At 64.8% G+C, this 22605-nt stretch carries 21 protein-coding genes; 12 read left to right on the forward strand and 9 right to left on the reverse strand.

Translation table 11 applies throughout. The annotated features are described in order from the left end of the window. Positions 1-8: 8 nt before the first annotated feature. A complete protein-coding gene (locus tag ACYVDK_RS12735) occupies positions 9-1973 on the reverse strand; it encodes a DUF6541 family protein (RefSeq protein ID WP_460522278.1) in 1965 nt (654 codons plus the stop codon). A gap of 230 nt (positions 1974-2203) precedes the next feature. On the opposite strand from ACYVDK_RS12735, the gene glf reads away from it, so the two are divergent. Genes glf through ACYVDK_RS12755 form a run of 4 tightly spaced genes read left to right on the forward strand, consistent with a single transcriptional unit; the run spans position 2204 to position 7065 of the window. Beyond that, positions 2204-3376, forward strand: a complete 1173-nt coding sequence (gene glf, locus ACYVDK_RS12740; protein ID WP_460522280.1) for a UDP-galactopyranose/dTDP-fucopyranose mutase family protein — start codon at positions 2204-2206, stop codon at positions 3374-3376. Beyond that, complete coding sequence (locus tag ACYVDK_RS12745; protein WP_460522282.1) at positions 3373-4245, forward strand: ABC transporter permease; 873 nt, start codon at positions 3373-3375, stop codon at positions 4243-4245. Before glf ends, ACYVDK_RS12745 begins: the two co-directional genes overlap by 4 nt. Then, positions 4229-4981, forward strand: a complete 753-nt coding sequence (locus tag ACYVDK_RS12750) for an ABC transporter ATP-binding protein (RefSeq protein WP_460522284.1) — start codon at positions 4229-4231, stop codon at positions 4979-4981. The genes ACYVDK_RS12745 and ACYVDK_RS12750 overlap by 17 nt, the downstream gene beginning before the upstream one ends. A gap of 26 nt (positions 4982-5007) precedes the next feature. Next, positions 5008-7065: a glycosyltransferase gene (locus ACYVDK_RS12755; RefSeq protein ID WP_460522286.1), complete on the forward strand. Its 2058-nt coding sequence runs from the start codon at positions 5008-5010 to the stop codon at positions 7063-7065. A 58-nt stretch (positions 7066-7123) separates the two neighbouring features. Here the strand turns inward: ACYVDK_RS12755 and rfbA are convergent, their stop codons facing one another. Next, entirely contained in the window at positions 7124-7993 is an 870-nt protein-coding gene (gene rfbA, locus ACYVDK_RS12760) for a sugar nucleotidyltransferase (protein ID WP_460522288.1), read from the reverse strand. Positions 7994-7995: 2 nt separating this feature from the next. Next, positions 7996-8604: a dTDP-4-dehydrorhamnose 3,5-epimerase family protein gene (locus ACYVDK_RS12765; protein WP_460522290.1), complete on the reverse strand. Its 609-nt coding sequence runs from the start codon at positions 8602-8604 to the stop codon at positions 7996-7998. Positions 8605-8675: 71 nt separating this feature from the next. On the opposite strand from ACYVDK_RS12765, the gene rfbB reads away from it, so the two are divergent. The 4 genes from rfbB to ACYVDK_RS12785 are packed head-to-tail and all read left to right on the forward strand — an operon-like array spanning position 8676 to position 12478. Beyond that, entirely contained in the window at positions 8676-9671 is a 996-nt protein-coding gene (rfbB, locus tag ACYVDK_RS12770; protein WP_460522292.1) for a dTDP-glucose 4,6-dehydratase, read from the forward strand. Positions 9672-9673: 2 nt separating this feature from the next. After that, positions 9674-10540, forward strand: a complete 867-nt coding sequence (gene rfbD, locus ACYVDK_RS12775) for an SDR family oxidoreductase (RefSeq protein ID WP_460522294.1) — start codon at positions 9674-9676, stop codon at positions 10538-10540. Next, complete coding sequence (locus ACYVDK_RS12780; protein WP_460522296.1) at positions 10515-11651, forward strand: glycosyltransferase family 4 protein; 1137 nt, start codon at positions 10515-10517, stop codon at positions 11649-11651. The genes rfbD and ACYVDK_RS12780 overlap by 26 nt, the downstream gene beginning before the upstream one ends. Before the next feature lie 44 nt (positions 11652-11695). After that, a complete protein-coding gene (locus ACYVDK_RS12785; protein ID WP_460522298.1) occupies positions 11696-12478 on the forward strand; it encodes an HAD family hydrolase in 783 nt (260 codons plus the stop codon). Here the strand turns inward: ACYVDK_RS12785 and ACYVDK_RS12790 are convergent. The 4 genes from ACYVDK_RS12790 to ACYVDK_RS12805 form a co-directional block, all read right to left on the reverse strand. Then, a complete protein-coding gene (locus ACYVDK_RS12790) occupies positions 12447-13703 on the reverse strand; it encodes an acyltransferase family protein (protein WP_460522300.1) in 1257 nt (418 codons plus the stop codon). The genes ACYVDK_RS12785 and ACYVDK_RS12790 overlap by 32 nt on opposite strands. Before the next feature lie 200 nt (positions 13704-13903). After that, positions 13904-14575 (reverse strand): transcriptional regulator, encoded by a 672-nt coding sequence (locus tag ACYVDK_RS12795; RefSeq protein ID WP_460522302.1) that lies wholly within the window; start codon positions 14573-14575, stop codon positions 13904-13906. 11 nt (positions 14576-14586) lie between these two features. Beyond that, on the reverse strand, positions 14587-15795 hold the full coding sequence (locus ACYVDK_RS12800) for a sensor histidine kinase (RefSeq protein ID WP_460522304.1): 1209 nt from the start codon (positions 15793-15795) through the stop codon (positions 14587-14589). Continuing rightward, positions 15792-16457 (reverse strand): DedA family protein, encoded by a 666-nt coding sequence (locus ACYVDK_RS12805; RefSeq protein ID WP_460522306.1) that lies wholly within the window; start codon positions 16455-16457, stop codon positions 15792-15794. The genes ACYVDK_RS12800 and ACYVDK_RS12805 overlap by 4 nt, the downstream gene beginning before the upstream one ends. A gap of 307 nt (positions 16458-16764) precedes the next feature. Here ACYVDK_RS12805 and ACYVDK_RS12810 point away from each other — a divergent pair, with 307 nt between their 5' ends. The 4 genes from ACYVDK_RS12810 to ACYVDK_RS12825 all read left to right on the forward strand — a co-directional run bounded on the left by ACYVDK_RS12810 (position 16765) and on the right by ACYVDK_RS12825 (position 20436). Further along, positions 16765-17697: a glycosyltransferase family 2 protein gene (locus ACYVDK_RS12810; protein WP_460522308.1), complete on the forward strand. Its 933-nt coding sequence runs from the start codon at positions 16765-16767 to the stop codon at positions 17695-17697. A 164-nt stretch (positions 17698-17861) separates the two neighbouring features. Next, positions 17862-19001, forward strand: a complete 1140-nt coding sequence (locus ACYVDK_RS12815; RefSeq protein WP_460522310.1) for a DegT/DnrJ/EryC1/StrS family aminotransferase — start codon at positions 17862-17864, stop codon at positions 18999-19001. 53 nt (positions 19002-19054) lie between these two features. Continuing rightward, positions 19055-19993 (forward strand): Rossmann-fold NAD(P)-binding domain-containing protein, encoded by a 939-nt coding sequence (locus tag ACYVDK_RS12820; RefSeq protein WP_460522312.1) that lies wholly within the window; start codon positions 19055-19057, stop codon positions 19991-19993. Beyond that, positions 19993-20436 carry an acyltransferase gene (locus tag ACYVDK_RS12825; protein WP_460522314.1) on the forward strand — a complete coding sequence of 148 codons (444 nt, stop codon included), beginning with the start codon at positions 19993-19995 and terminating at the stop codon, positions 20434-20436. Before ACYVDK_RS12820 ends, ACYVDK_RS12825 begins: the two co-directional genes overlap by 1 nt. Before the next feature lie 49 nt (positions 20437-20485). Here ACYVDK_RS12825 and ACYVDK_RS12830 read toward each other — a convergent pair whose 3' ends face one another. Continuing rightward, positions 20486-21442: a Gfo/Idh/MocA family protein gene (locus ACYVDK_RS12830; protein ID WP_460522316.1), complete on the reverse strand. Its 957-nt coding sequence runs from the start codon at positions 21440-21442 to the stop codon at positions 20486-20488. Further along, positions 21442-22533 carry a DegT/DnrJ/EryC1/StrS family aminotransferase gene (locus ACYVDK_RS12835; protein WP_460522318.1) on the reverse strand — a complete coding sequence of 364 codons (1092 nt, stop codon included), beginning with the start codon at positions 22531-22533 and terminating at the stop codon, positions 21442-21444. The genes ACYVDK_RS12830 and ACYVDK_RS12835 overlap by 1 nt, the downstream gene beginning before the upstream one ends. Positions 22534-22605 lie beyond the last annotated feature (72 nt).

Genomic DNA, 22605 nt, shown 5'->3' on the forward strand with positions numbered 1-22605 from the left:
TCACAGCCTCAATGGCACCCGGTGACACGGTAGAGGGCGGCATCCCCCACCCGGTCGACGAGGGTCACTGAGGTCGACGTGCTCAAGTGGTGCACCCCGGGATACCCGTTCTTCGTCGGGCCGAAGATCCCATTGGTGCCGAAGTCCAGCGCGTATGTCACTCCCGACTCCGCGATCGCCCGGCACACCGGCGAACCCGGAGTCGCTGTTCGCAGCGACTTCAGGATCAACGCAGTCGCCGGCGTGTGTTCGACGTAGATGTGGGGAACGAGAACACGCCGGTCCGACAGGGCCCACGCCAGGGCCGTACCCGTCCATGGATCACCCGCAATCACCGCCCCGGAGGGAACCTCATGAGGGAGCCTCTTGAGCAGAGTGATCTTGTCCGGCGTCAGCAAAGGCGAATCGGGGCCGATCGAGTAGGGGTTCTTGGCGAACAGTGTCGCGAGAACCATGGGTGATTCGAACTGGGCGACCGCGGCGAGCAGCAAGACGAATACGGAAGACGCCGCCACAACACCGGGCGAGCGCGGACTCATCCCGCTTCGGCTGAACCGACGCAACTGCGCGACGACGATGCGAACGAGCCAGCCCACGCCGATAGCAGCCAATGGCACGTACACGAGCGGCACCTGCGCGAGGATCCTGTTGACGTCGCTGTACCAAGTCCCGGTGAGAAGGTGCCGCACGTACCCGTACGGAAGCGTCGCGGCGAAGAAGTACAGTGCTTCGACGAAGACGAATGAGACGACGAGCCATCGGTTCCGGCGGGCGACGAAGGCAGCGACGATGCCGACCGCTGCCAGCAGCGTGATGACGATGGCGGGCTCGTCACCGAACTGCGAATTGGACGGACCGACGAGGAGTGCCTTGGGAACGTCGTAGATCGGCCCCCAGGTCGCCGCGGCACCCGGTGGTCGCACCACCTTGAAGATGGCCGCGCCGACGATGAGTGCCACTGCGGCGATCGCCACCGCGATGACCGTGCTACGTGGCCGACTCTGCCTGACAGCGCGGAACCACCGCCACCAGCCGACGCACATCACGGGCAACCCGATGACGAGCAGAGACACGAACGCATTCGGGTGTGCCAGGGCGATGCCCGGTAGCACGCCGACGAACGATACCCATCCCAGCACGGGGCCGAGTCGCGGGACCCTCGCCATCTTCATGGCGAGAACGATCGTGCTCAGGCCCGCCGGAATCAGAGCGATCCCGAGCAGATTCGGATACAGCACGCCATACGTGATCAGCAGCACAGGGAATGCCGCAAGCCCGACGGAGAATAACCCGGCGGCGAGCAACTCGATGGGCTTCGGGCCGACGAGCTGCCGCACGAACACGACGCACCCGAGCGGCCAGATGACACCGCCGATGACCATGCTCAGCGCGTTGGCTGTGACGGGGATAGACGCCCCGCTCGATTCGGCGACGAGGCTCGCAACCGCGTGCCAGAGGTTCGGGTAGAACCCACCGAGGCCGTTGTAGGCGAACTGGAGATCGGAGAACGTCAGCGGATTCGCGTCGCCGGTGTCGATGATGTACCGCACGCCGTTGAGGTGGAAGTTGTTGTCGAACGTCTGCGAGATGGCATCCGGCGAACCGAAGATGGCCGCGAAACGGATGCAGATGGCTGCGAATGCCAACAAGGTTCCGGCGAGTGCGATCCAGCCGATCAGCCTCGGGTCCCGCCCCAGATTCTTGGCCGGGAACCTGCGCAGGAGTGTTCTCGTCAGAACGACGACGATGGCGACGAGGATCGCGGTCGCGAGCGCGACCGTGCCGATGTTCCAAGGCAGTCGTGACACGCCGAGCACGAGTGCGAGCACCGTGTACACGGTCATCGAAAGCGCAGGCGCCAGCCCCCATGCGGTGATTCCACGCGCAGTCGCCGCGTACGCGATGACGAGCCCAGGGGCCATGACGAGAATGATTGCTGCGATCACCGGGGGCACGATCGCCCACCAGCTCATCGAAACCCCTCGCTTGATGTCGTGCTCCGCGTGCACCGAAGGCAGCTGAGTGAGGAGTGATGCACGCCGAAACGATAACATCGGCCCGTATGGTGTCCTGCCAGGGTAGAGCACCTCGGTCGCCGGTGCCGCTTGTCGCTGTCGGGGCTCCCAGCCGTGGTCACGTACACTGTATGGCTGGTCAGGCATGCCGTCGCTGGGCCGACCCCACCCCTGAAGGACATGATCACGTGAACCCAGATCTCATCGTCGTCGGCTCCGGCTTCTTCGGCCTCACAATCGCCGAACGGGTCGCCGACGACCTCGGGCTGCACGTGTTGGTCATCGATCGTCGATCGCATATCGGCGGGAACGCTTACAGCGAGAATGACCCGTCGACCGGCATCGAGGTGCACTGTTACGGTGCCCACCTGTTCCACACGTCGAACCTTCCGGTGTGGGAGTATGTGAACCGGTTCACGGAGTTCACTTCGTACGTGCACAGGGTGTACACGAACTACCGCGGCGAGGTGTACCCGCTGCCGATCAACCTCGGCACGATCAATCAGTTCTTCCGCTCCGCGTACGCGCCGAACGAGGCCCGAACGCTTGTCGCCGAGCAGGCGTCCGAATTCTCTCCTCGTGATGCCGCGAATCTCGAGGAGAAGGGCATCTCACTGATCGGACGCCCCCTCTACGAAGCGTTCATCCGCGACTACACCGCGAAACAGTGGCAGACTCCGGCGAATGAGCTGCCTGCGGAGGTCATCAGCCGCCTGCCCGTGCGCTACACGTACGACAACCGCTACTTCAACGACAGGTTCGAGGGTCTTCCGGTCGACGGCTATACCGCCTGGCTCGAGCGCATGGCGAGCCACCCGAATATCGAGGTGCGCCTGAACACCGACTTCTTCGACGAGTCGCAACCGGTGAACAAGAGGGCCACTGTCGGACGAGTTCCCGTGGTCTACACGGGCCCAGTCGACCGCTACTTCGATTACAGCGGTGGGACCCTTTCGTGGCGCACGCTCGATTTCGAGCGAGAGGTGCTGCCCGTCGGCGATTACCAGGGCACTTCCGTGATGAACTACGCGGACGCGGGTGTGCCGTACACCCGCATCCATGAGTTCCGGCACTTCCACCCCGAACGCGAGTATCCGTCTGACAAGACCGTCATCATGCGGGAGTTCTCACGTTTCGCGAACCATGACGACGAGCCCTACTATCCGGTGAACACCCTCGCGGACAGAGAGAGTCTGATCGCATATCGCCAGTTGCAGGCCGAAGAACCCGAGGTCTTCTTCGGCGGCCGTCTCGGCACATACCAGTACCTCGACATGCATATGGCCATCGGCTCAGCTCTGTCGATGTACTCGAACAAGGTCAAGCCGTTGCTGGCGGGCGGAGAAGGCCTGACCCGGTGAGCCGCATCCTCGCAGAAGCGACCCGCAGCGAGTTCGTCCAACCAGGGCACGGTGCCGGGCTCCTCGATGTCTTCAAACGCCGCTACCTCCTGGGGCTGCTCGTGCGCAAGGAGGTACGCGTACGGTACCGCGGGTCCGTGCTCGGGTGGCTTTGGTCGTACGTCAAGCCGCTCACACAGTTCGCCGTATTCTTCGTAGCGCTGGGAATCTTTCTTCAGCAGAACCGCAGCATCGTCAACTATCCCATCTACATGTTCAGCGGCCTCGTCGTCGTCAATCTGTTCAGCGAGGCTTTCAGCAACGGCACGCGGTCCCTTGTCGACAACGCACCCCTGATCAAGAAGATCTATCTTCCACGCGAGATGTTCCCCGTGGCGTCGACGTTGGTGGCGTTCGTGAACTTCCTGCCACAGGTCGTCGTCCTGTTCGGCGTCTGCCTCGTCGTCGGGTGGCGTCCGGACCCTGTCCAAGCTCTCGCGTTCCTCCTAGGCACCGTCATCATTCTTTTGTTCGCGACCGGGCTGGGTATGCTCTTCGGCTCTGTGAACGTTCTCTTCCGCGACGCCCAGAACTTCGTGGAGCTGATCGTCCTCGTCGCGACCTGGGCCTCGCCCGTGCTCTATCAGTGGCAGATGGTTCAGAAGGTGCTGCCGCCGTGGCTCTTGTTCATCTACCAGATCAATCCGCTGACGGCGGCGGTCGAGTTGTTCCACGCATCCTTCTGGTTCCCCACGACGAACGGCGCGTCAGCCATGCCGCCGAACCTCGCTCTGCACGCGATCATCTCGCTGCTGATCGCCATCGTCGTCATCTTCGCCGGCCAGCTCCTGTTCCGCCGCTTGGAGGGTCGATTTGCCCAGGACCTCTGACCCAGCTCCAGACGCACGTATCGTCGTCGACGCGGTACGGAAGACGTTCAAGCTCCGGCACACGCACTCCCTCAAGGAGACATTCATCGCGGCCGCCCGCCGCAAGCAGATCTCGTCGACGTTCAACGCCCTCGACACGGTGTCGTTCACGATCCATGAGGGTGAATCGGTTGCACTACTCGGATTCAATGGCTCCGGGAAGTCGACGATGCTCAAGCTCATTTCCGGCGTCTTCCAGCCTGACGCCGGCCGGGTGCGCACGCGCGGCCGTGTCGCCGGGTTGATCGAGGTAGGCGCCGGCTTCCATCCGGACCTCTCTGGACGCGAGAACGTGTTCCTGAACGCAGCCATCCTCGGCATGTCCAAAAAGGAGATCGAAGCGCGCTTCGACGAGATCGTGGCGTTCTCCGAGATCGAGGAGTTCATCGACACCGAGGTGAAGCACTACTCCTCGGGGATGTTCCTGCGGCTCGCGTTCTCAGTCGCCATCCACACCGAGGTGGATATCCTCCTCGTTGACGAGATCCTCTCGGTCGGCGATGAGCCGTTTCAGCGCAAGTGCCTCGCCAAGATCCGCGAGCTCCACGCCAAGGGAAAGACCCTGGTGGTGGTCAGCCATGACCTCGACATGGTGGCCGATCTCTGCGAGCGCGGGATCCTTTTGCAGAAGGGACAGTTGGTGTTCGACGGTGGCTCTCACAAAGCCGTCGAACTCATGCGCTCCGGCGAGATCTGAATTCGAGACGATTGCCGAAATGACGGATGACTGACACGGAAGACGGAATGAACGACATTGTGAGCGCGACGAACGCCGGCACCCTACTTCAGCGAGTCATCTTCCCGGAGCACGGCGACCCCAAGGCGCTGCCTCTGTACCTCGATCCCGAAACGTGGGGGTGGTCGTACATCTCTGACGACGAGAGCGACACACTCGCCAAGATCCGCGGCGTATTCAACCCAGGAGGCAACCGCCTCGCCTCCCGCCTGACCGACCGGGGCGGCCTGGCGTGGCTGCGGGGCCGCAGGGGCCTGGCGCTACCACCTTTCAAGAAGGTCTCCCTCGCGACGTACTTCAACGCCTTTCCCGCCAGCTACTGGAAAGCGTGGACGGGACTCCAGCAGGTCGTGCTGAAAGTCACCACCCGCGGCACCGGGGCGATCGTGCTGTTCCGATCGAATGCCCGTGCCGTGGTGCAACGTGTGGACGGCATCGAGGTGTCGAGCACCTCTGAAGTCACATCGACCTTCACGGTTCCGCTCATGTCATTCCTTGACGGCGGGTGGCTGTGGTTCGACCTGTACTCGTTCGACGGCGAGTTCGAACTCGTGCAGGCGGACTGGCTCGCACCCGTGGGGCATCAGCCGACTACCCACGGCACAGGTACGGTCTCGATCACCACGCTCAATCGCCGAGAGTACTGCACGACGTTGCTCGCTGAGATCGGTAGCGACGAGCAGACGCGCGCATCGCTCGACCGCGTCATCGTCGTCGACCAGGGTACGCAGAAGATCGTCGAGGCCGACGGGTTTGCGGCGGCCGAGGAGGCCCTGCAGGGACTGCTCACCGTGATCGAGCAGGCGAACATCGGCGGCTCGGGCGGTTTCTCGCGCGGGATGCTCGAGGTCGTGGACCGCGGTGAATCGGATTACGTGATTCTGCTCGATGACGACGTCGAGGTCGAGCCGGAAAGCATCAGACGCCTCATCGTATTCGCCAACCACTGCACGAAGCCGGCGATCGTCGGCGGCCACTTCTTCGACATGTACGACAAGGCAAGGCTGCACGCGTATGCCGAGGGCATTCGCTGGAGCCCCTTCATGTGGGGGCCGTTCACGCCTAGCGCCCATGACCTCGGCAGCTCGAACCTGCGCCAGACCCCGTGGATGCACCGACGATACGACGTGGACTACAACGGCTGGTGGATGTCGCTCATCCCGGTTTCCACGATCGAGGAGATCGGGCTCGCGCTGCCGGCATTCATCAAATGGGATGACGCGGAGTACTCCCTCCGAGCACGTCAACACGGTGTTCCGACGGTCAGTTTCCCCGGAGCAGCCATCTGGCACGTGTCCTGGGTCGACAAGGACGACTCACACGACTGGCAGGCGTTCTTCCACGCCCGAAATCGCCTGGTCGCCGCACTGCTGCACTCCCCCGAGAAGCGCGGTGGCAAACTATGGCGATCGAACCTCGCCGGCGATGTCAAGAGCCTTCTCACCATGGACTACTACACCGTGGCCATGCGTATGGACGCGATCCGCAACGTGTTCGCGGGCCCGGCGCAACTGCACAAGGACATGCTCGACCGGCTCCAGCGTGTGCGCGAACTCGGGGCACAGTTCACCGAATCGACGATCATCAGCGATGCCGACAAGATCCCCCACTTTCCTGCTCGAGAAATCATGGCGGTTACGACGGGAAAGTCCGATCCCGGCCCTCGAGGGCCGGCATTCGCCATGTGGCTGCTGCGGCAGGTCGTACGTCACAGCCGTAAGGTGACGACTGATGTCAGCGCGCCACACGGACACCTCGCGTTCCAGGACGCTCGGTGGTTCGAGGTGCCGAACTGGGACAGCGTTCTGATCAGCCGTGCGGAAGGGTCCGGCGCTACCTGGCACGTACGCGACCCGCGCAAGTTCCGAAAACTGCTGCGCGATGCCATCAGGCTGAACCTCCGCTACCGCCGCGAGTGGGATCGCCTCGCCGCCGACTACAGGCGCGCCCTGCCGGAGGTCACTTCGGCCGCGACCTGGAGAGCGACGATCGACCAGACCAAGACCACTGCGACCGCGAAGTCGAGGGCCGAGAACCCGGCGTAGGTCGCAGCGGAGGCCGGCTCCAGTCCTGTCGTCGCCGCGGGCCGGTGGTCGCGGCGACTCAGGTGTTCTCGGCGACGAGCCGTTCCAGGTACATGCCGTACCCGCTCTTCACCAGCGGGGCAGCCAGTTCCCTCAATCGAGCAGTGTCGATCCAACCGGCCCGCCACGCGATCTCCTCGATGCAGCCGATCTTCGTGCCTTGGCGGTCCTCGATGACGCGCACGTACTCGGATGCCTGCATCATCGACTCGAACGTTCCGGTGTCGAGCCACGCAGTTCCGCGGTCGAGCACCTGAACGTTGAGCCTGCCGGCCAGCAGGTACCGCTCGTTGACCGTGGAGATCTCGAGCTCTCCGCGAGCGCTCGGCTCGATCGTCTTCGCGATCCCCACGACGTCGTTGTCGTAGAAGTAGAGACCTGGAACCGCGTAGTTGCTCTTCGGGTGGTCGGGCTTCTCCTCGATCGAGACGGCCTTGAATCCGTCGTCGAACTCCACGACCCCGTACGCCCGCGGGTTGCTCACGTGATACGCGAAGATCGTTGCACCCTCGTCGTTCGTCACATGCCGCAGCGCCGTGCCGAGGCTTGTCCCATGGAAGATGTTGTCGCCGAGAACCAGCGCGACCGATTCGTCGCCGATGAACTCCTCACCGATGATGAACGCCTGCGCAAGACCGTCAGGCGACGGCTGCACCGCGTACTCGAGCCGAACCCCCAAGGCGGACCCGTCACCTAGGAGTGCCTGGAACTGCTCGTTGTACTCCGGCGTCGTGATGATGAGAATCTCGCGGATGCCCGCCATCATCAGTGTGGACAGCGGATAGTAGATCATCGGCTTGTCGTAGATGGGCATCAGCTGCTTCGAGATGCCCTTGGTGATGGGCCACAACCGGGTGCCGGAACCTCCGGCCAGGATGATGCCGCGCACTTCTAGTTCCCTCCGCTCAGTGAGGCGTAGAACGACCTGGCCGCCCCATACTCGGGCAGTAGGCCCTGCTCGCGCGCAACGGCGAGAGTGGGGGCATCCGTGTCCTTCGGCGATAGCAGGAGTTCCGAGGCATCGAGCGGGAACTCGAGGGCGATGTCGGGGTCGAGCGGGCTGATGCCGTGCTCGCTCGAGGGGTTGTAGACATCCGTCACCAAATAGCTGACCGTCGCGTCGTCGCTCAGAGCGACGAAGCAGTGACCCAGCCCCTCCGCCAGGTAGATGGCGCGGTGGTCGACGTCGTCGAGCAGCACGGTGTCCCACCTGCCGAACGCGGGAGAACCGGTGCGGATGTCGATCGCGAAGTCGAGCACTGCCCCGCGCGTGCACATCACGTACTTCGCCTGGCTCGGCGGCACATCGGCGAAGTGGATGCCTCGCACTGATCCCTTGCGCGACACCGACGTATTCGCCTGGCGCAGGTCGAGCGCGTGGCCGATCGTCTCTTCGAGCCGATCGAAGCGATACCACTCCAAGAACACGCCGCGGTCGTCCCGGTGCTGCACCGGGGTGATCTCGTAGGCGTCGGGCACGGACAGCTCGCGGATTTGCACCGAGCGAGTCTACCAATCGACCTTCGGTAGACTCGTCGGCAGTCTCACGACCAGAAAGCATCCCGGCACCCATGAAGATCCTCGTCACCGGCGGCGCCGGTTTCATCGGCTCGAACTTCGTCCACTATCTGGTCGAGAACACCGCTCACGTCGTGACGGTGCTCGACAAGCTCACCTACGCAGGCAACCTCGCGTCTCTGGATGGGCTCCCGGGGAACCGGTTCACGTTCGTCAAGGGAGACATTGCGGATGCCGAACTTGTCGATCGTCTCCTTGCCGAACACGACGCCGTCGTGCACTACGCGGCCGAGAGTCACAACGACAACTCGCTCGCCGAGCCAGAGCCGTTCGTGCACACCAACCTGATCGGTACGTTCACACTTCTCGAGGCTGCCCGCCGTCACGGCACGCGGTTCCACCACATCTCCACCGACGAGGTCTACGGCGACCTCGACCTGGACGATCCGGCCCGGTTCACGGAGTCGACACCGTACAACCCGTCGAGCCCCTACTCCTCGACCAAGGCGGGCAGCGATCTGCTGGTGCGCGCCTGGGTGCGTTCGTTCGGCGTGCAGGCGACGATCTCGAACTGCTCTAACAACTACGGCCCGTACCAGCACGTGGAGAAGTTCATCCCGCGCCAGATCACCAACGTGCTGCGCGGCGAGCGCCCCAAGCTGTACGGAACGGGCGAGAACGTGCGCGACTGGATCCACGCAGACGACCACTCCTCCGCAGTGCTCACCATTCTCGAGAAGGGCCGTATCGGCGAGACCTATCTCATCGGAGCCGACGGCGAGAAGAACAATAAGCAGGTCGTCGAGCTGATCCTCACCGAGCTTGGTCACCAGGCGGATGCCTACGACCTCGTCGCCGACCGCCCCGGGCACGACCTGCGTTACGCGATCGACTCGACGAAGCTGCGTTCCGAGCTCGGCTGGACGCCTCGGTACGGCGACTTCGCGGCCGGCCTCGCCGCGACGATCCAGTGGTACAAGGACCACGAGGACTGGTGGGGACCGCAGAAGCAGGCGACCGAAGACCGCTACGCGGCACAGGGGCAGTAGGCATGCGCTACCTGATCACCGGCGCGTCCGGAATGCTCGGTCGCGACCTGCAAGCTGTCCTCGCCGGCCGCGAGGTCACCGCTCTGTCCCGGACGGACCTCGACGTCACCGATCGCGGAGCCGTGGTCGACGCAGTGAGCGGTCACGACGTCGTGTTCAACGCTTCGGCGTACACGAAGGTGGATGACGCGGAATCGCACGAAGACGCCGCGTACGCCGTGAACGCCCTCGGCACGGAGAATCTCGCGCTCGCGGGTCGGGCGACGGGCGCGAAGCTCGTCACCATCTCGACCGACTACGTCTTCAAGGGCGACGCAAGCGCACCGTACTCCGAGGACGCGGCGCGCGATCCCCTGAACGCCTACGGCCGCACGAAGGCGGTGGGCGAAGAACTGGCGCTGGCCGCGCATCCGGAGGGCACCTACATCGTGCGCACCGCCTGGCTCTACGGGGAGCACGGGCCGAACTTTCCGAAGACGATGCTGCGCCTCGCCGCCACACATGACACGCTGACCGTGGTCGACGACCAGCGCGGCCAGCCCACCTGGACCTGCGACCTGGCCGAGCAGCTCGTCAGGCTGGCCGACTCGAACGCTCCCGCCGGTATCTACCACGGCACGGCAAGCGGCGAGACCACGTGGTTCGGCTTCGCGCGAGAAGCCTTCGAACACGCCGGTCTTGACCCGGAACGATTGCAGCCCACCACGAGTGGCGAGTTCGTGCGCCCCGCCGCCCGCCCCGCGTACTCCGTGCTCGGCCACGACGCCTGGCGTGCGGCCGGGCTTCCCGTGATGCGAGACTGGCGAGAAGCGCTGGCCGAGGCGTTCGACCGAAAGGCATTCGATGACAACCCTGCGGGTGATCGTTGACGATGTGCTCACGGACGTGCCAGACGGCATCTCCCGATACAGCCTCGAACTGACGCGCCAGCTGATCGCCACAGCCCCGCATGGTTGCGCCGTCGAGGGAATCGTCGCCGCGCGGGGCGAGGCGGATCGTCGCCGCTTGCAGCAGCTCGTCCCGGGCCTGATAGGTGTCCATTCGCTGCCGGTCGGCTCGCGGGAACTCGCATTGGCCTGGCAGATGGGTGTGAAGCTCCCACTAGGCGGCGGGCTCATCCATGCCCCGAGCCTGCTCGCCCCGCTCTTCAAGCACGACGCGAAGGACTCGCTGGATCAGACGACCGTCACCGTACACGATGTCTCCGCGTGGACATCACCGGATGCGGTGGGCGTGGTCGAAGCCGCGTGGCAGAAGTCCATGGTGAAGCGGGCGCGCAGGTTCGCGGATGCTGTCGTGGTGCCCACACATGCGGTCGCGGAGCAACTGGACGACATCGCGAAGCTCGGCGACCGCATCCGAGTGATCGGCGGTGCCCCGTCCGACGCCCTCCGCGTGCCTTCAGACGCCGATGCCCGCGCTGAAGCCCTTCGACTACCGCAGCGCTATATCGCAACGGTTTCCAGTCTCGACCCACGCAAGGGTCTACGCCCCTTGATCACTGCGATGGCCCAACCGTCGCTCGCCGGTCTGCCCCTCGTGGTCGCCGGACAGGATGAGTTCCATGGGGAGCGCGTGTCGACCGTGGCGATGGAAGCCGGTCTCCCCGAGGGGCGGGTACGCGTACTCGGAGCCCTCAACGACCCTGACCTCGCCGTGGTGCTCAGCCGTGCGGCGGTGTTCGCGTACCCGAACCTGTCGTCCGGTTTCGGCCTGCCCGTGATCGAAGCGATGCGCTTCGGCACGCCGGTCGTGCACTCCGACGATCCAGCGGTGAGCGAGGTCGCCTTCGGCGCCGGCGTCACGGTCGCGAAGGATGACCCCGAGCGCTACCCGGCTCGGCTAGCTGAGGCGATCTCTTCGGTGCTCACTGACGAGCCGCTCCGGGAGCGCCTGCGGTTCGCAGGAATGGACCGCGCCGCCGCGTTCAGTTGGCGTGCCTCAGCCGAGCAGGTGTGGCGCCTGCACGCGGAACTCTGACCATTCGACCGCTCCAGCACGACGTGCCCGACATTTCAGGACCCATGCCTTCGATCACCTACCGACCCCGTCTCGTCGCCTTCGACCTCGACGACACGCTCGCGGCATCCAAGTCGCCGCTCGACCCGACGATGGCGCAGCGCCTCACCGCACTGCTCGACGTCGTGCCGGTGTGCGTCATCTCCGGCGGGCAGTTCGGGCAGTTCTCGAAACAGGTGATCGACAGGCTGACGGATGCTTCCCCCGCCGCTCTCGAGCGGCTGCACCTGATGCCGACCTGCGGCACCCAGTACTACCGGTTCCAGAAAGGCGCATGGGCGAAGGTCTACGCGCAAGATCTCAGCGACGACGAGAAGACGCAGGCGCTGGACGCAGTCGAGTCGGAAGCCCGGCGGCTCGGCTATTGGGAGGAGCAGACGTGGGGGCCGATCCTCGAGGACCGGGGGTCGCAGATCACGTTCTCCGCCCTGGGCCAGTCCGCCCCGGTCGAGGCGAAAGCCGCCTGGGATCCAACGGGCGAGAAGAAGAACACCCTCCGGGCCGCCGTGCAGGAACTGCTGCCGGACCTCGAGGTGCGCTCGGGCGGTTCGACATCCGTCGATATCACCAGGCGCGGCATCGACAAGGCATACGGGATCGGACGGCTCTCCGAGCTGACCGGCATCCGATTGACCGACATGCTCTTCATCGGGGACCGCCTCGATCCCGACGGCAACGACTATCCCGTGCTCGCCCTCGGCGTGCCGACGCTCGCGGTCACCGGTTGGAAGCACACCATCGAGGTGCTGGACGAGCTCATTCCCCAGTTGGCGCCGCAACGGGGCTGAGCCTCGGCATAGGCGCGTCGACGCGTTCCGGCCGTGGCGTGACCGCGATGAGAGCGGCGGCGATCAGGACGAGGCCGACGACCCCTCCGACCACGGTGATACCCGTAGTGAGAAGGATCACGACGCCTCCGGCCGCCAGCACGGACGATGCGGATGCCGCCAGCACGCTTGTCGTGCGCTCTGCGCCCAGAGTCGGGGCGGCCTTCACTTCCCAGCGGCCGGCGGCGCGCGTCACCAGCGCAACAGCCGCGACCACGCAGACGAGCCAGATCGGCCGCGTCGTCCACCACGCGGCATCCAGCGCAACCGGCAGGTGCTCGCCCATGAGAAGGAGCGCACCGGCCAGCAGCACGAGCACCAGCATGTGCCAGAGGTAGATCGTCATCGCGCGGGCGTTGATCCACGCGCTGACCGCATGCACGACGCGCGCGTCGTGCACCGTCCGTAAAGCCGGGCGTAGGAGGCAGAAGAGCGCCAGCTGGCCGACGCCGAGAAGCACGAGCGCACCGCACGGAGGATTGAGATCGGCCAGCAGGTCGAACGAGTACGCCCCCGTTCCGCAGAGGATCGTGAGGAGCCCGAACGATCCGGCGGCGAGCATCCAGAGGCGCGTCCTGGAGCGCGGCATGCGTCCGTCCGCCAGCCAGAATCCGAGTTGCTGCACCAGCAGCCACACGAACCCGAGGTTGAGATAGCCGACGCCAGCCGCGCCCGTGGCGGCTCTGACGATATCGACGGCGATCACCGCGAGTGCGAGCGTGCACACCGTGGCGATCGGCGCACGGCGATGCACGGCGACCATCAACGGCACGAGAGAAGTGGTGAGGGCATACACGCCGAGGAACCACAGGGGTTGGCTGAGCCGGAACCCGGCGACCGCCACGATCTCCGTCGGCACGTGCAGGATGCTCAGCACGGACAGAACGACCACCATCGCGCCGATCGCAGCGACAGCAGGGCGCAGCAGCCTGCGCATCCGGATGCCGACGTATTCAGGTGCCGCCACACCGCGAGCGCTCAGCGCGGTCCACTGCGTGAAGGCGGAGAACCCGCCGAGCACGAAGAACAACGGCATGATCTGCACCACCCAGGTGAACGGTGCGAAGCCGGCCCAGCCCTCGAGCGCGTTCTGCAGAACGGGGCCGTGAGGGCCGACCCATACTCCGACCATGAGCGCGTGCAGCGCCACGACCATGGTGAGGCACCACGCTCGCGCGAGATCCACGGCACCGTCCCGCGCGCGTCGCGGTGATTGTCGTGCTGATCGCACCGAAGGCTGTACATCGACGGACACGGGCTTCTCCTCATCTGAGCGGCCGGGCTGGGCCGTCCAGCAGACGGTACGGAGAAGGCTTCGGGCACCGCGTCACCCAGGGGAGCCATCTCGCTCCCCTACCGCGGTACCGTCCGGGCGAAGCGGGCCGCTCAGGACGCGGGTTCGATCAGCCCGCTGTCGAAGGCGAGGATGACCGCCTGCACGCGATCCCGCACGCCGAGTTTCGTGAAGATGCGGCTCACGTGGGTCTTCACGGTCTGCTCGGCGATGAACAGCTCCGACGCGATCTCACCGTTCGAGAGTCCACCACCGATGAGCACCAGGATCTCCCGCTCGCGCTCGGTGAGATCGGCGAGCGCCTGCGCCCGGCGCGGCGCGGCCGGTCGTTGCGCAGCGAAGCGCTCCAGCAGCCGCCGGGTCACACTCGGCGCGAGCAGCGCGTCGCCTGCGGCGACGACCCTCACCGCCTGCACGAGCTCTTCCGGCAGCGCGTCCTTGAGCAGGAATCCGCTCGCCCCCGCAGCCAGCGCGTCGTACACGTAGTCGTCCGCGTCGAATGTGGTGAGCACCAGCACACGGGGAACGTGGGGCTCGCCACGGCTGGGGTTGACCAGCTCGCGAGTCGCCTCGATGCCGTTCAGATTCGGCATGCGGATGTCCATCAGCACGACATCCGGGCGCAGGCTCCTGGCCAGACGCACCGCTTCGGCGCCGTCCGCGGCCTGCCCCAGTACGTGGATGCCGTCCTGTGCGTCGAGAATCGCCGAGAAGCCGGCACGCACCATCGCCTGGTCGTCGACGACGAGCACGTTGATGGTCATGGGCGGATCCTTCACGGTCGGGAAACGGAGAGGAACGCACGCACGACGAAGCCGCCGTCGTCCGTGGGCACAGCCTCTAGCGTGCCACCGTGCAGGGCCACTCGCTCGCGCATGCCGCGGATTCCGTGACCCCCGGCATCCGCGACCACGTCGCTCCCCCGCGCCTCCGCTCCAGCGCCGTTGCGCACCTCCACGTGCACGGTGTCGCGAAGCCGCTCCAGCGTGATCATGACGTCCGCGCCAGTTGCATGCCGTGTCACGTTGCTCAGGGACTCCTGAACGATGCGGTAGATGGTGAGCGAGAGCACGGGGTCGAGGTCGGCGGTGCTCCCTCGCAGGAGCGGCGCGTCCAGCTGAATCCGCGAGCCCGTTCTCCCCGCAGACTCGACGAGTTGCGGAACGTCGGCCGCCGTAGGCTGCGGCACCGATTCGGCTTCCGCTCCGTCGCTGCGCAGAACCGCGAGGAGCGCCCTCATCTCGCTCATGGAGGTTCGCGCCAGCGCCGCTATGCCGTCGAATTCTTCAGCGGCATCTGCAGGAAGCGACGCGATCCTGTAACGCGCAGAGGATGCCTGCACCTGGATGGCACTCATGCCGTGCGCCACCACGTCATGCAGCTCCCGCGCGAGTCGGGCGCGCTCCTCGGCCGCTTGGCGACGTGCGAGCTCTGCCGCCGAGACGGCCTGCTCGCGCGCGAGCTGGCGACGCACCGTCGACCACTTACCCAGAAGAAGGCCGATCAGCCACGCCACACCCGCAACCGAGACGAAGACGACCAGGTCGGCCGTGGTCGCCCCGACGGATCCGGCCGGCACCTGGCGGGCCAGGGCGATGACCGTCGTGCCGAGTCCCGCCGCGACGAGAGCTGCGAGCCCTGTGAGCCAGCGGCTTCTACTGATCAGGAGGACGACGCAGGAGTGGGCGACGATCGAGGTCACCATCACAGGCCAGGGCCCACCCGGAGGGGTGACGAGGGCGAACGTGAGAACCGAGGCGACGCTGAGCGTGGCGGCCACGAGCGGCATCGTCAATGCGAACACCATGGCTGCCGCCTGGGCCAGCCCCAGCACGAGCGCGATTGCGACAGGAACTCCGAACGCCGCGGCCGAAAGGGGCGCACTGATCGAGAGCACGGCGACGGCCCCCGAGATCACGACCGCCCAGAGTGCGATGCGGCCGACCGACAGGCGTTGCGTGCCCGGATCAGGCGAATCGTTCATTCCGCTCCGATGTAGTCGGATTCCCGTGACTCGCTTTCAGCCGGCTCCGGGTCGACCCCGGCTTCGCGGGCTCTGGCATCCCGCCGCATGACGAGTCGCATCACCCGGTCGACGATCACCCCGGATGCGAGGCCTCCTGCGATCCCGACGAGCATACCGAGCAGGGCATTCCCGTGCAGCAGGTGCCCGGCGAGAAGCCCGATCGCCACGGAATACGCGGCCCAGCTCACGCCGGCGAGCACAGAGAGCAGGAAGAACTTCCGTCTCGGAAAACCGGATGCACCCGTCACCAGATTGACCGCGACACGGCCGACGGGGATGTACCGGGCCGACATCAGAAAGACAGCCGGCCGTCTGGCGATGCCGCGACCCGCCGAATCGAGGGCGGCGCGCAGGCGAGGCCGACGCATCCAGGCGTAGCGACCCAGGCCGACCTTGCGGCCGATGGCGAACGTGAGGTTGTCGCCGGCGATCGCACCCGCCGCGGCGCACGCGACGACGAGCGCGATGTTCGGCTGCCCCATCGACACGGCAGCGGCCGCGGCCGCGATCACGATCGATTCGCTCGGCACCGGCGGGAAGAACGCGTCGATGAGTACGGCCAGCACGATCACGATCGGAATCCACGGCGTGGAGACGACGGCTGCTATGAAGGCGTTCACGCTTTCGATGGTTCTCTCCCCTCGTCTGCCGCCTCTCGACGGCACCACGCCAGCCTTCGCGATCGGGGGCCTCGGCGCGTCACCCTGCGGTACCCGAAGACCCCTACCTCGGAGTGATTCCCGTCGACGATGCGAGAGGAGCTCCGGCCCCTTCTGCACCCGACCTCATCGCCTCGGAACCGCACTGCGTGGCTGGTACTCTCGGGGGGTTCGCCGTGAAACAAGGGCTGCGAGAAGCATTCGCAGCCGAAAACATCGACAGGAATCCGCCATCATGGCCGCCCATCATCCGAAGCTCAGCCTTGTAATGCCTGCGTACGAGGAGGCCGATTTCGCGAGCGAGATCGCCGACTTCTACCACGAGGTCTGTGAAGCGCTGCCGGAACTGGCGATCGAACTCGTGGTCATCGACGACGGTTCTCAAGACGGTACCGCTAGTGCATTGTCAAATGCGTTCGACGCTCGTGACGCTGTCAAGATCGTGCGGTTCTCTCGCAACTTCGGGTCGCACGCCGCAATCTCAGCGGGATTCGCCTACGCGTCCGGAGATGCGGCCATCACGTTGAGCGCCGATCGACAGGAGCCGTTGTCAGCGGTCGCCGAGATGGTAGCCGAGTGGCGCGCGGGTGCTGACATCGTCTGGGGTCTGCGGTCCATTCGAGCGACGAGCAAGGGCCTGAGCGACTCGTTCGCAACGAATTTCTCGAAGATCTACCAGGCGACCAGCGATGTGCCGAGCCTCCCGAAAGAAGGCCCCTCGATCGTGTTGGTGTCGCGGGCAGCTCTCGATGTCTTCAACAAGATGCCCGAGCTGAATCGCAACGTGATGGCGATGCTCGCATGGGTCGGCTTCGACCAACGAAGCGTCTACTTCGAGCAGATCCCGCGCCCGCACGGTGTGAGCAAGTGGACGCTCAGGCGCAAGCTGAAGCTGGTCGTCGACTCATTCGTCGAGTTCTCGCACGCTCCGCTGCAATGGCTGACCGCCGTTGGGATCGTCTTCGGACTGCTTGGCCTATTGGCCCTGCTGACCGCCCTGGTTCTCTTGTTCACACCAGCGAACGGCGGTGCCGGTGTGGCGCTGATCGCCGGATTGGTCCTTGCGGTCGGTGGAGTGAATCTCGGGGCCATCAGCGTGCTCGGCGAGTACGTGTGGCGTGCCGGGGACGATTCGCGCCGTCGCCCCGTCTATATCGTGCGCTCCGTCGAGGATCGTACGACCGACGAGAGCCAGGACTGAGCGACTCTGTGCCGGCAAGTCCGGTCGTGTCTGCAGCACGGATAAGTGGCGATCTGATCGCAAACACAACCGCATCCGTGTCTCGCGCCGCAGCGGCCGGCGATCGATCAGACGAACGAAACTCCGCCACTAGACTGATACCCACGACTCAGGAAGTAGAAGGAATGACGCGTCAGGTTGCGCTGGGCCAACCCACTGTGGGTGAGCAAGAACTCGAAGCGGTCGCGGAGGTTTTCGCATCGGGTTGGCTGTCAGGCGCCGGCCCTCAATGTGTGGCGTTCGAGCGTGAGTTCGCGCAATCGCTGAATGCGTCGGCAGCGCTCACCACAAGCAACTGCGGGTCCGCACTCCATCTCGCTCAGCTGGTGCTCGGGGTGAAGCCTGGTGACGAGGTGATCGTTGCGGACTACACATTTCCCGCCACGGGCCACTCCGTACTGTGGGCGGGAGCCAATCCTCGGTTCGTCGACGTCCGTCCCGACATCTGGTCGATCGATGTCGACCAGGTGGAAGACGCGATCACGGAACGCACCGTAGGCATAATCGCGGTTGATCCGTTCGGCCAGCCTGCGGACTTCGACGAACTCCGCACGATCGCCGACCGACACGGGCTCTGGCTCCTTGAAGATGCCGCATGTGCGTCAGGTGCAACGTACAAAGGGCGCCCCGTTGGCGGCATCGCGGACGTCGCAGCCTTCAGTTTCCACGGGCGCAAAGGGATAACCGCCGGCGAGGGTGGCGCTCTGGTTTCGCGTCGCGGAGAACTCGTCGAGCATGCCCGGAAGTTGCACACCTACGGAATCTCGCCGGCGATCGCTCGGGCCGGGGAGAGCGCGCTTCCCGTACCTTCCTTCGACGAACTCGGCTACAACTATCGGCTATCCGACGTGCAGGCCGCGATCATGCGCGTGCAACTCCGGCGAATGCCGGAACTGCTTGCTGCGCGTGCCCGCATCGCCAGCCTGTACAACGAACTCCTCGGGGACCTCGATCAGGTCCAGCTTCCTGTCGAGCTTGCTGATCGCACGCACACGTGGCAGTCGTACGTTGTGACGATCGCGCACGGGCTCGATCGGGGCGCAGTCGCTCTTGCGCTCCGCGATCGCGGGGTCGGATGCAACTTCGGGACGTATGCGAGTCACGTTCAGCCTCTCTATGGCGAGCAGAAGCCGCTCCCAGTCTCCGCCGATCTGTTCGCGCGTCACCTTGCGATACCGATGCACGCGAATCTGAGCGATGACGACGTCGAGCACGTCGCAACGGTTCTGCGCGATGTCGTTTCCTCCGCGTCGTTGAAGCCCTGACGCCGCGAACCACCCACCCTCGGAACCCCTCAAACCAAGGAGAACTCATCGTCATGTCGGAAAAGGGAACGATCTTCGTCGCGGGTGGCGCAGGCTTCATCGGCCTCCACGTCGTCGAACAGCTACTCGAGCGTGACTGGAGAATCCGGATCTTCGACAGCATGTGGCGGGGTGACCGGGACCGTGCGAACGAACTGGCAAAGACCGGGCTCGTCGACGTCGTCGACCAAGACATCCGGTCGGGTGCGGCAGTCACCGCTGCAATGAAGGGTGCGGACCGAGTGATCCATCTCGCGGCGGACTCGATCCACAAGAGCGTCGCCGACCCGTACAGCTCTGTCGACATCAACATGGTCGGATCACACAACGTCTTCTCCAGCGCCGCGGAGCACGGCGTGGCTCGTGTCGTCTATGCGTCAAGTGCGTCGGTATACGGAGATCCCAAGAAGCTTCCGATGCACGAGGATGACGAGCTGCATCCGCTCACGCCCTATTGCATCGGTAAGCGCACTGGCGAGGACCTACTCGCCTACTACGGCCGTCGAAGTGACCTCAGTTGGATCGCTCTCCGCTTCTTCAACGTCTACGGCCCCGGGCAGAAGACGACCGCCTACTACACTTCGGTCATCAACCACTTCGTGAATCGTCTGCGCAACGGCGAGCCGCCCATCATCGACGGAAAGGGCGATCAGTCGATGGACTTCATCCACGTGAAGGATGTCGCCCGCGCCGTGGTCCTCGCCGCTGAGGCGGAGAAGGGGAATGCAGCGGTCAACGTAGGCACGGGTATCGAGACGAGTGTTCGGGATCTGGCCAACATACTCATCGAGGCCATCGGGGCAGACGTGGAGCCGGAGTTCAGCCCCCGCGATGTACTGGTCAGCCGTCGTCGCGCCGACGTGTCGCGAGCCAGAGAGTTGATCGGTTTCGAAGCGGAGATTCCCGTGCGGGAGGGAATGACGGATCTCATTCGTTACGAGGCATCGCGCTGATGGACTCTCCATTCCCGGAGAACCCCTACCATCCGTTCTGTTGGATCATCGGCGACCCCCAGATCGGTGAAGGCACCTGGATCGGCCCCTTTACCGTCATCGACGGTTCTGGCGGGCTCACCATCGGTGAAGGTTGCGATATCGGCCCGGGCGCCAAGATCTACACGCATTCATCGGCCCACCGTTGCCTCTCGGGCCGAGCCTTCAACGAGATCGAGCGGGAGCCGACCGTGATCGGAAGCCGCGTCTTCGTTGGCAGCAACGTCGTGGTGTTCGCCGGTGTCACAGTCGGCGATGAGGTGATCATTCAGCCGAACTCGGTGGTGACCGCAGACGTGCCTTCGAGGACCGTCGTCTCCGGTAACCCGGCACGCATCGTCGCCGAGGTCGTCCCGGGTGATGAGGCCAATCCCCGCCCGCGATTCGGGCCGGTGCGCCGCTGATCGACACCTACGCTCAAGGGGCTCCCACCGGTGGGCGCCGTGCCGTGGCTCAGACTCTGCCCGCGAGTGCCTGAGCCACGATACGGTGCGCTGGGATGATCGACTCTCGCTCTGCGACCATGTCACCCCCGCCTCGGATGAGTTTCTGGAAGTACGCGAACTGCATCGCCAATGGTTCACCACCGGTGACTTCGGGAATCTCCATCTCGGTCGATTGGCGGAAGCCGGCGCCTCCTGACTCCCGCTCCTCGACGATCGCGTGCCGGAAGAGCGTCAGCGTGCGCCGAAGCAGGTCGATCTCGTACATCGTGTTCAGCGTCTGAACGGTGAGCGAGCGAACCTTCTTCTGCGCGATCCTGCTCGCCGAGACGGATGCGACACCGGAACTGAACTTCAGATTCGCTTCGACCACGTCTTCGGCGCCGGGAAGCGAAAGCGGATGCACCCGTGCGAGTTGAACCTGAGTCGACTCGGGATCGCCTTCGCCGAAAAGCTGAATGACGAGGTCGAGGTCATGCACGAGCAGATCCCAGGCCACCCCGGTCTTGATACGAGGCGCATACGGGCTGTGGCGCTCGGCACGGACATATACGGGATCCTCGATCATCTTCCGCGCCAACACGACCGCCGGGTTGAACCGCTCTAGCAGGCCGCACACGATCGGCACGTCTGCGCGCTCGGCCAGATCGAGGATCTCGGCCGTCTGGTCAAGGGAGGGACAAACCGGCTTCTCGATGAGGAGCGGCTTGCCATTGCGAAGAATCTGGGCAGCGATGTCGTAGTGGAACTCGGTCGACGCGGCAACGACGACCGCGTCGACATCGGGAAGATCGTCGACTCCGGCCACCCACTTCGCACCATATGATCGGGCGACCGGTTCGGCTGTTTCGCGGAACGGGTCGGCGATCGCGACCAGGGACGCATCCGGGCTCTCATTGATCACCCGGGCATGATTGCGTCCCATCGACCCTGCACCGACCAAGGCGAAAGTGAGTTTCGCGGCCATCAGCCAAGAACCTCACGGACGGCAGCGCCGACGGTGGCCACATCCGCTTCCGTCAAGTGGTGATGAACAGGAAGCGAGAGGCAACGCTGTGACGCCTCCGCCGCAACGGGAGTCTCCCCGATATGCACGTCCGAGCGTCCATGGTAAGCGGCGTAATCCGTCACCAATTTCGGATAGTAGACACCCGATCCGACACCCTTCTGAGCAAGGCCCGATGAGACTGCATCTCGATCGGTCCCCTCGGGGAGTAGCACGGTGTACTGGTGCCAGACGTGCTCGCGCCCTGGCATGGTCCGCGGAAGCGCGAGCCCCCGAATGTCTGTCAACATGGCGGTCAAATCCGTGGCGTTGCGCCGACGCGTAGCAACCTGCTGCGCGTACGAGTCCAGCTGAGGGATGACCACGGCCGCCTGAAGGTCGGTGAGCCGATAGTTGTGGCCGGCCATCACGTATTCGTAGCGCTGCCGCATGCCCTGATTGCGCATCACTCGAAGCCGAGCCGCCAACGAATCGTCAGATGTGGTGATCATCCCGCCCTCACCCGTCGTAAGGTTCTTGGTCGCATAGAACGAAAAGCATCCGAGGCCGAACGTGCCGACACCGCGTCCGTCAACGGTGGCCCCGTGCGCCTGCGCGGCATCCTCGACGATCCGTAGCCCGTGCCTTTCGGCTGTTCGGACGAGCTCGACCATGTCCGCGCCCTGACCGTAGAGGTGGACCGGGACGATCGCCCGCGTGCGTGAGTTGATCAACGGCTCCACGCTCGTTGGATCCAGACCGAAGTCCTCGAGTCGGATGTCGCCGAAACGAACGCTCGCCCCGGCTTCGAGTATGGCGTTGATGGTCGCGATGAATGTGAACGGTGAGGTGATCACCTCGTCGCCTGGCTGCAGCTCCAATGCCTTGATGGCGGCAACGAGTGCAGTGGTGCCGTTGTTCACAGCGACAGCATGTTCTGCGCCGACCAGCGCTGCGAACCTCTCCTCGAACTCCGCGACGACGGGACCCTGCGCGATTGTTCCGGAGCGGATCACGCCCAGTACGCGCTCCTCGACGGACCGATCGAGCTTGACCGTGGAAATTGGGATCAACGAGGACACCTCACGAAGTTGACGGGACGCGCGATTGCCAGCCGCCATCCTACCGAGTGGATCGCATGCCAC

The sequence above is a fragment of the Humibacter antri genome (assembly GCF_054777235.1).

Coding starts and splice junctions, on each gene's coding strand:
- rfbB (WP_460522292.1), top strand. CDS start 8,676: ATGAAGATCCTCGTCACCGGCGGCGCCGGTTTCATCGGCTCGAACTTC.
- ACYVDK_RS12815 (WP_460522310.1), top strand. CDS start 17,862: ATGACGCGTCAGGTTGCGCTGGGCCAACCCACTGTGGGTGAGCAAGAA.
- ACYVDK_RS12800 (WP_460522304.1), bottom strand. CDS start 15,795: ATGAACGATTCGCCTGATCCGGGCACGCAACGCCTGTCGGTCGGCCGC.
- ACYVDK_RS12785 (WP_460522298.1), top strand. CDS start 11,696: ATGCCTTCGATCACCTACCGACCCCGTCTCGTCGCCTTCGACCTCGAC.
- ACYVDK_RS12780 (WP_460522296.1), top strand. CDS start 10,515: ATGACAACCCTGCGGGTGATCGTTGACGATGTGCTCACGGACGTGCCA.
- ACYVDK_RS12755 (WP_460522286.1), top strand. CDS start 5,008: ATGACTGACACGGAAGACGGAATGAACGACATTGTGAGCGCGACGAAC.
- ACYVDK_RS12825 (WP_460522314.1), top strand. CDS start 19,993: ATGGACTCTCCATTCCCGGAGAACCCCTACCATCCGTTCTGTTGGATC.
- ACYVDK_RS12735 (WP_460522278.1), bottom strand. CDS start 1,973: ATGAGCTGGTGGGCGATCGTGCCCCCGGTGATCGCAGCAATCATTCTC.
- ACYVDK_RS12820 (WP_460522312.1), top strand. CDS start 19,055: ATGTCGGAAAAGGGAACGATCTTCGTCGCGGGTGGCGCAGGCTTCATC.
- rfbD (WP_460522294.1), top strand. CDS start 9,674: ATGCGCTACCTGATCACCGGCGCGTCCGGAATGCTCGGTCGCGACCTG.
- ACYVDK_RS12795 (WP_460522302.1), bottom strand. CDS start 14,575: ATGACCATCAACGTGCTCGTCGTCGACGACCAGGCGATGGTGCGTGCC.
- ACYVDK_RS12810 (WP_460522308.1), top strand. CDS start 16,765: ATGCCTGCGTACGAGGAGGCCGATTTCGCGAGCGAGATCGCCGACTTC.
- ACYVDK_RS12830 (WP_460522316.1), bottom strand. CDS start 21,442: ATGGCCGCGAAACTCACTTTCGCCTTGGTCGGTGCAGGGTCGATGGGA.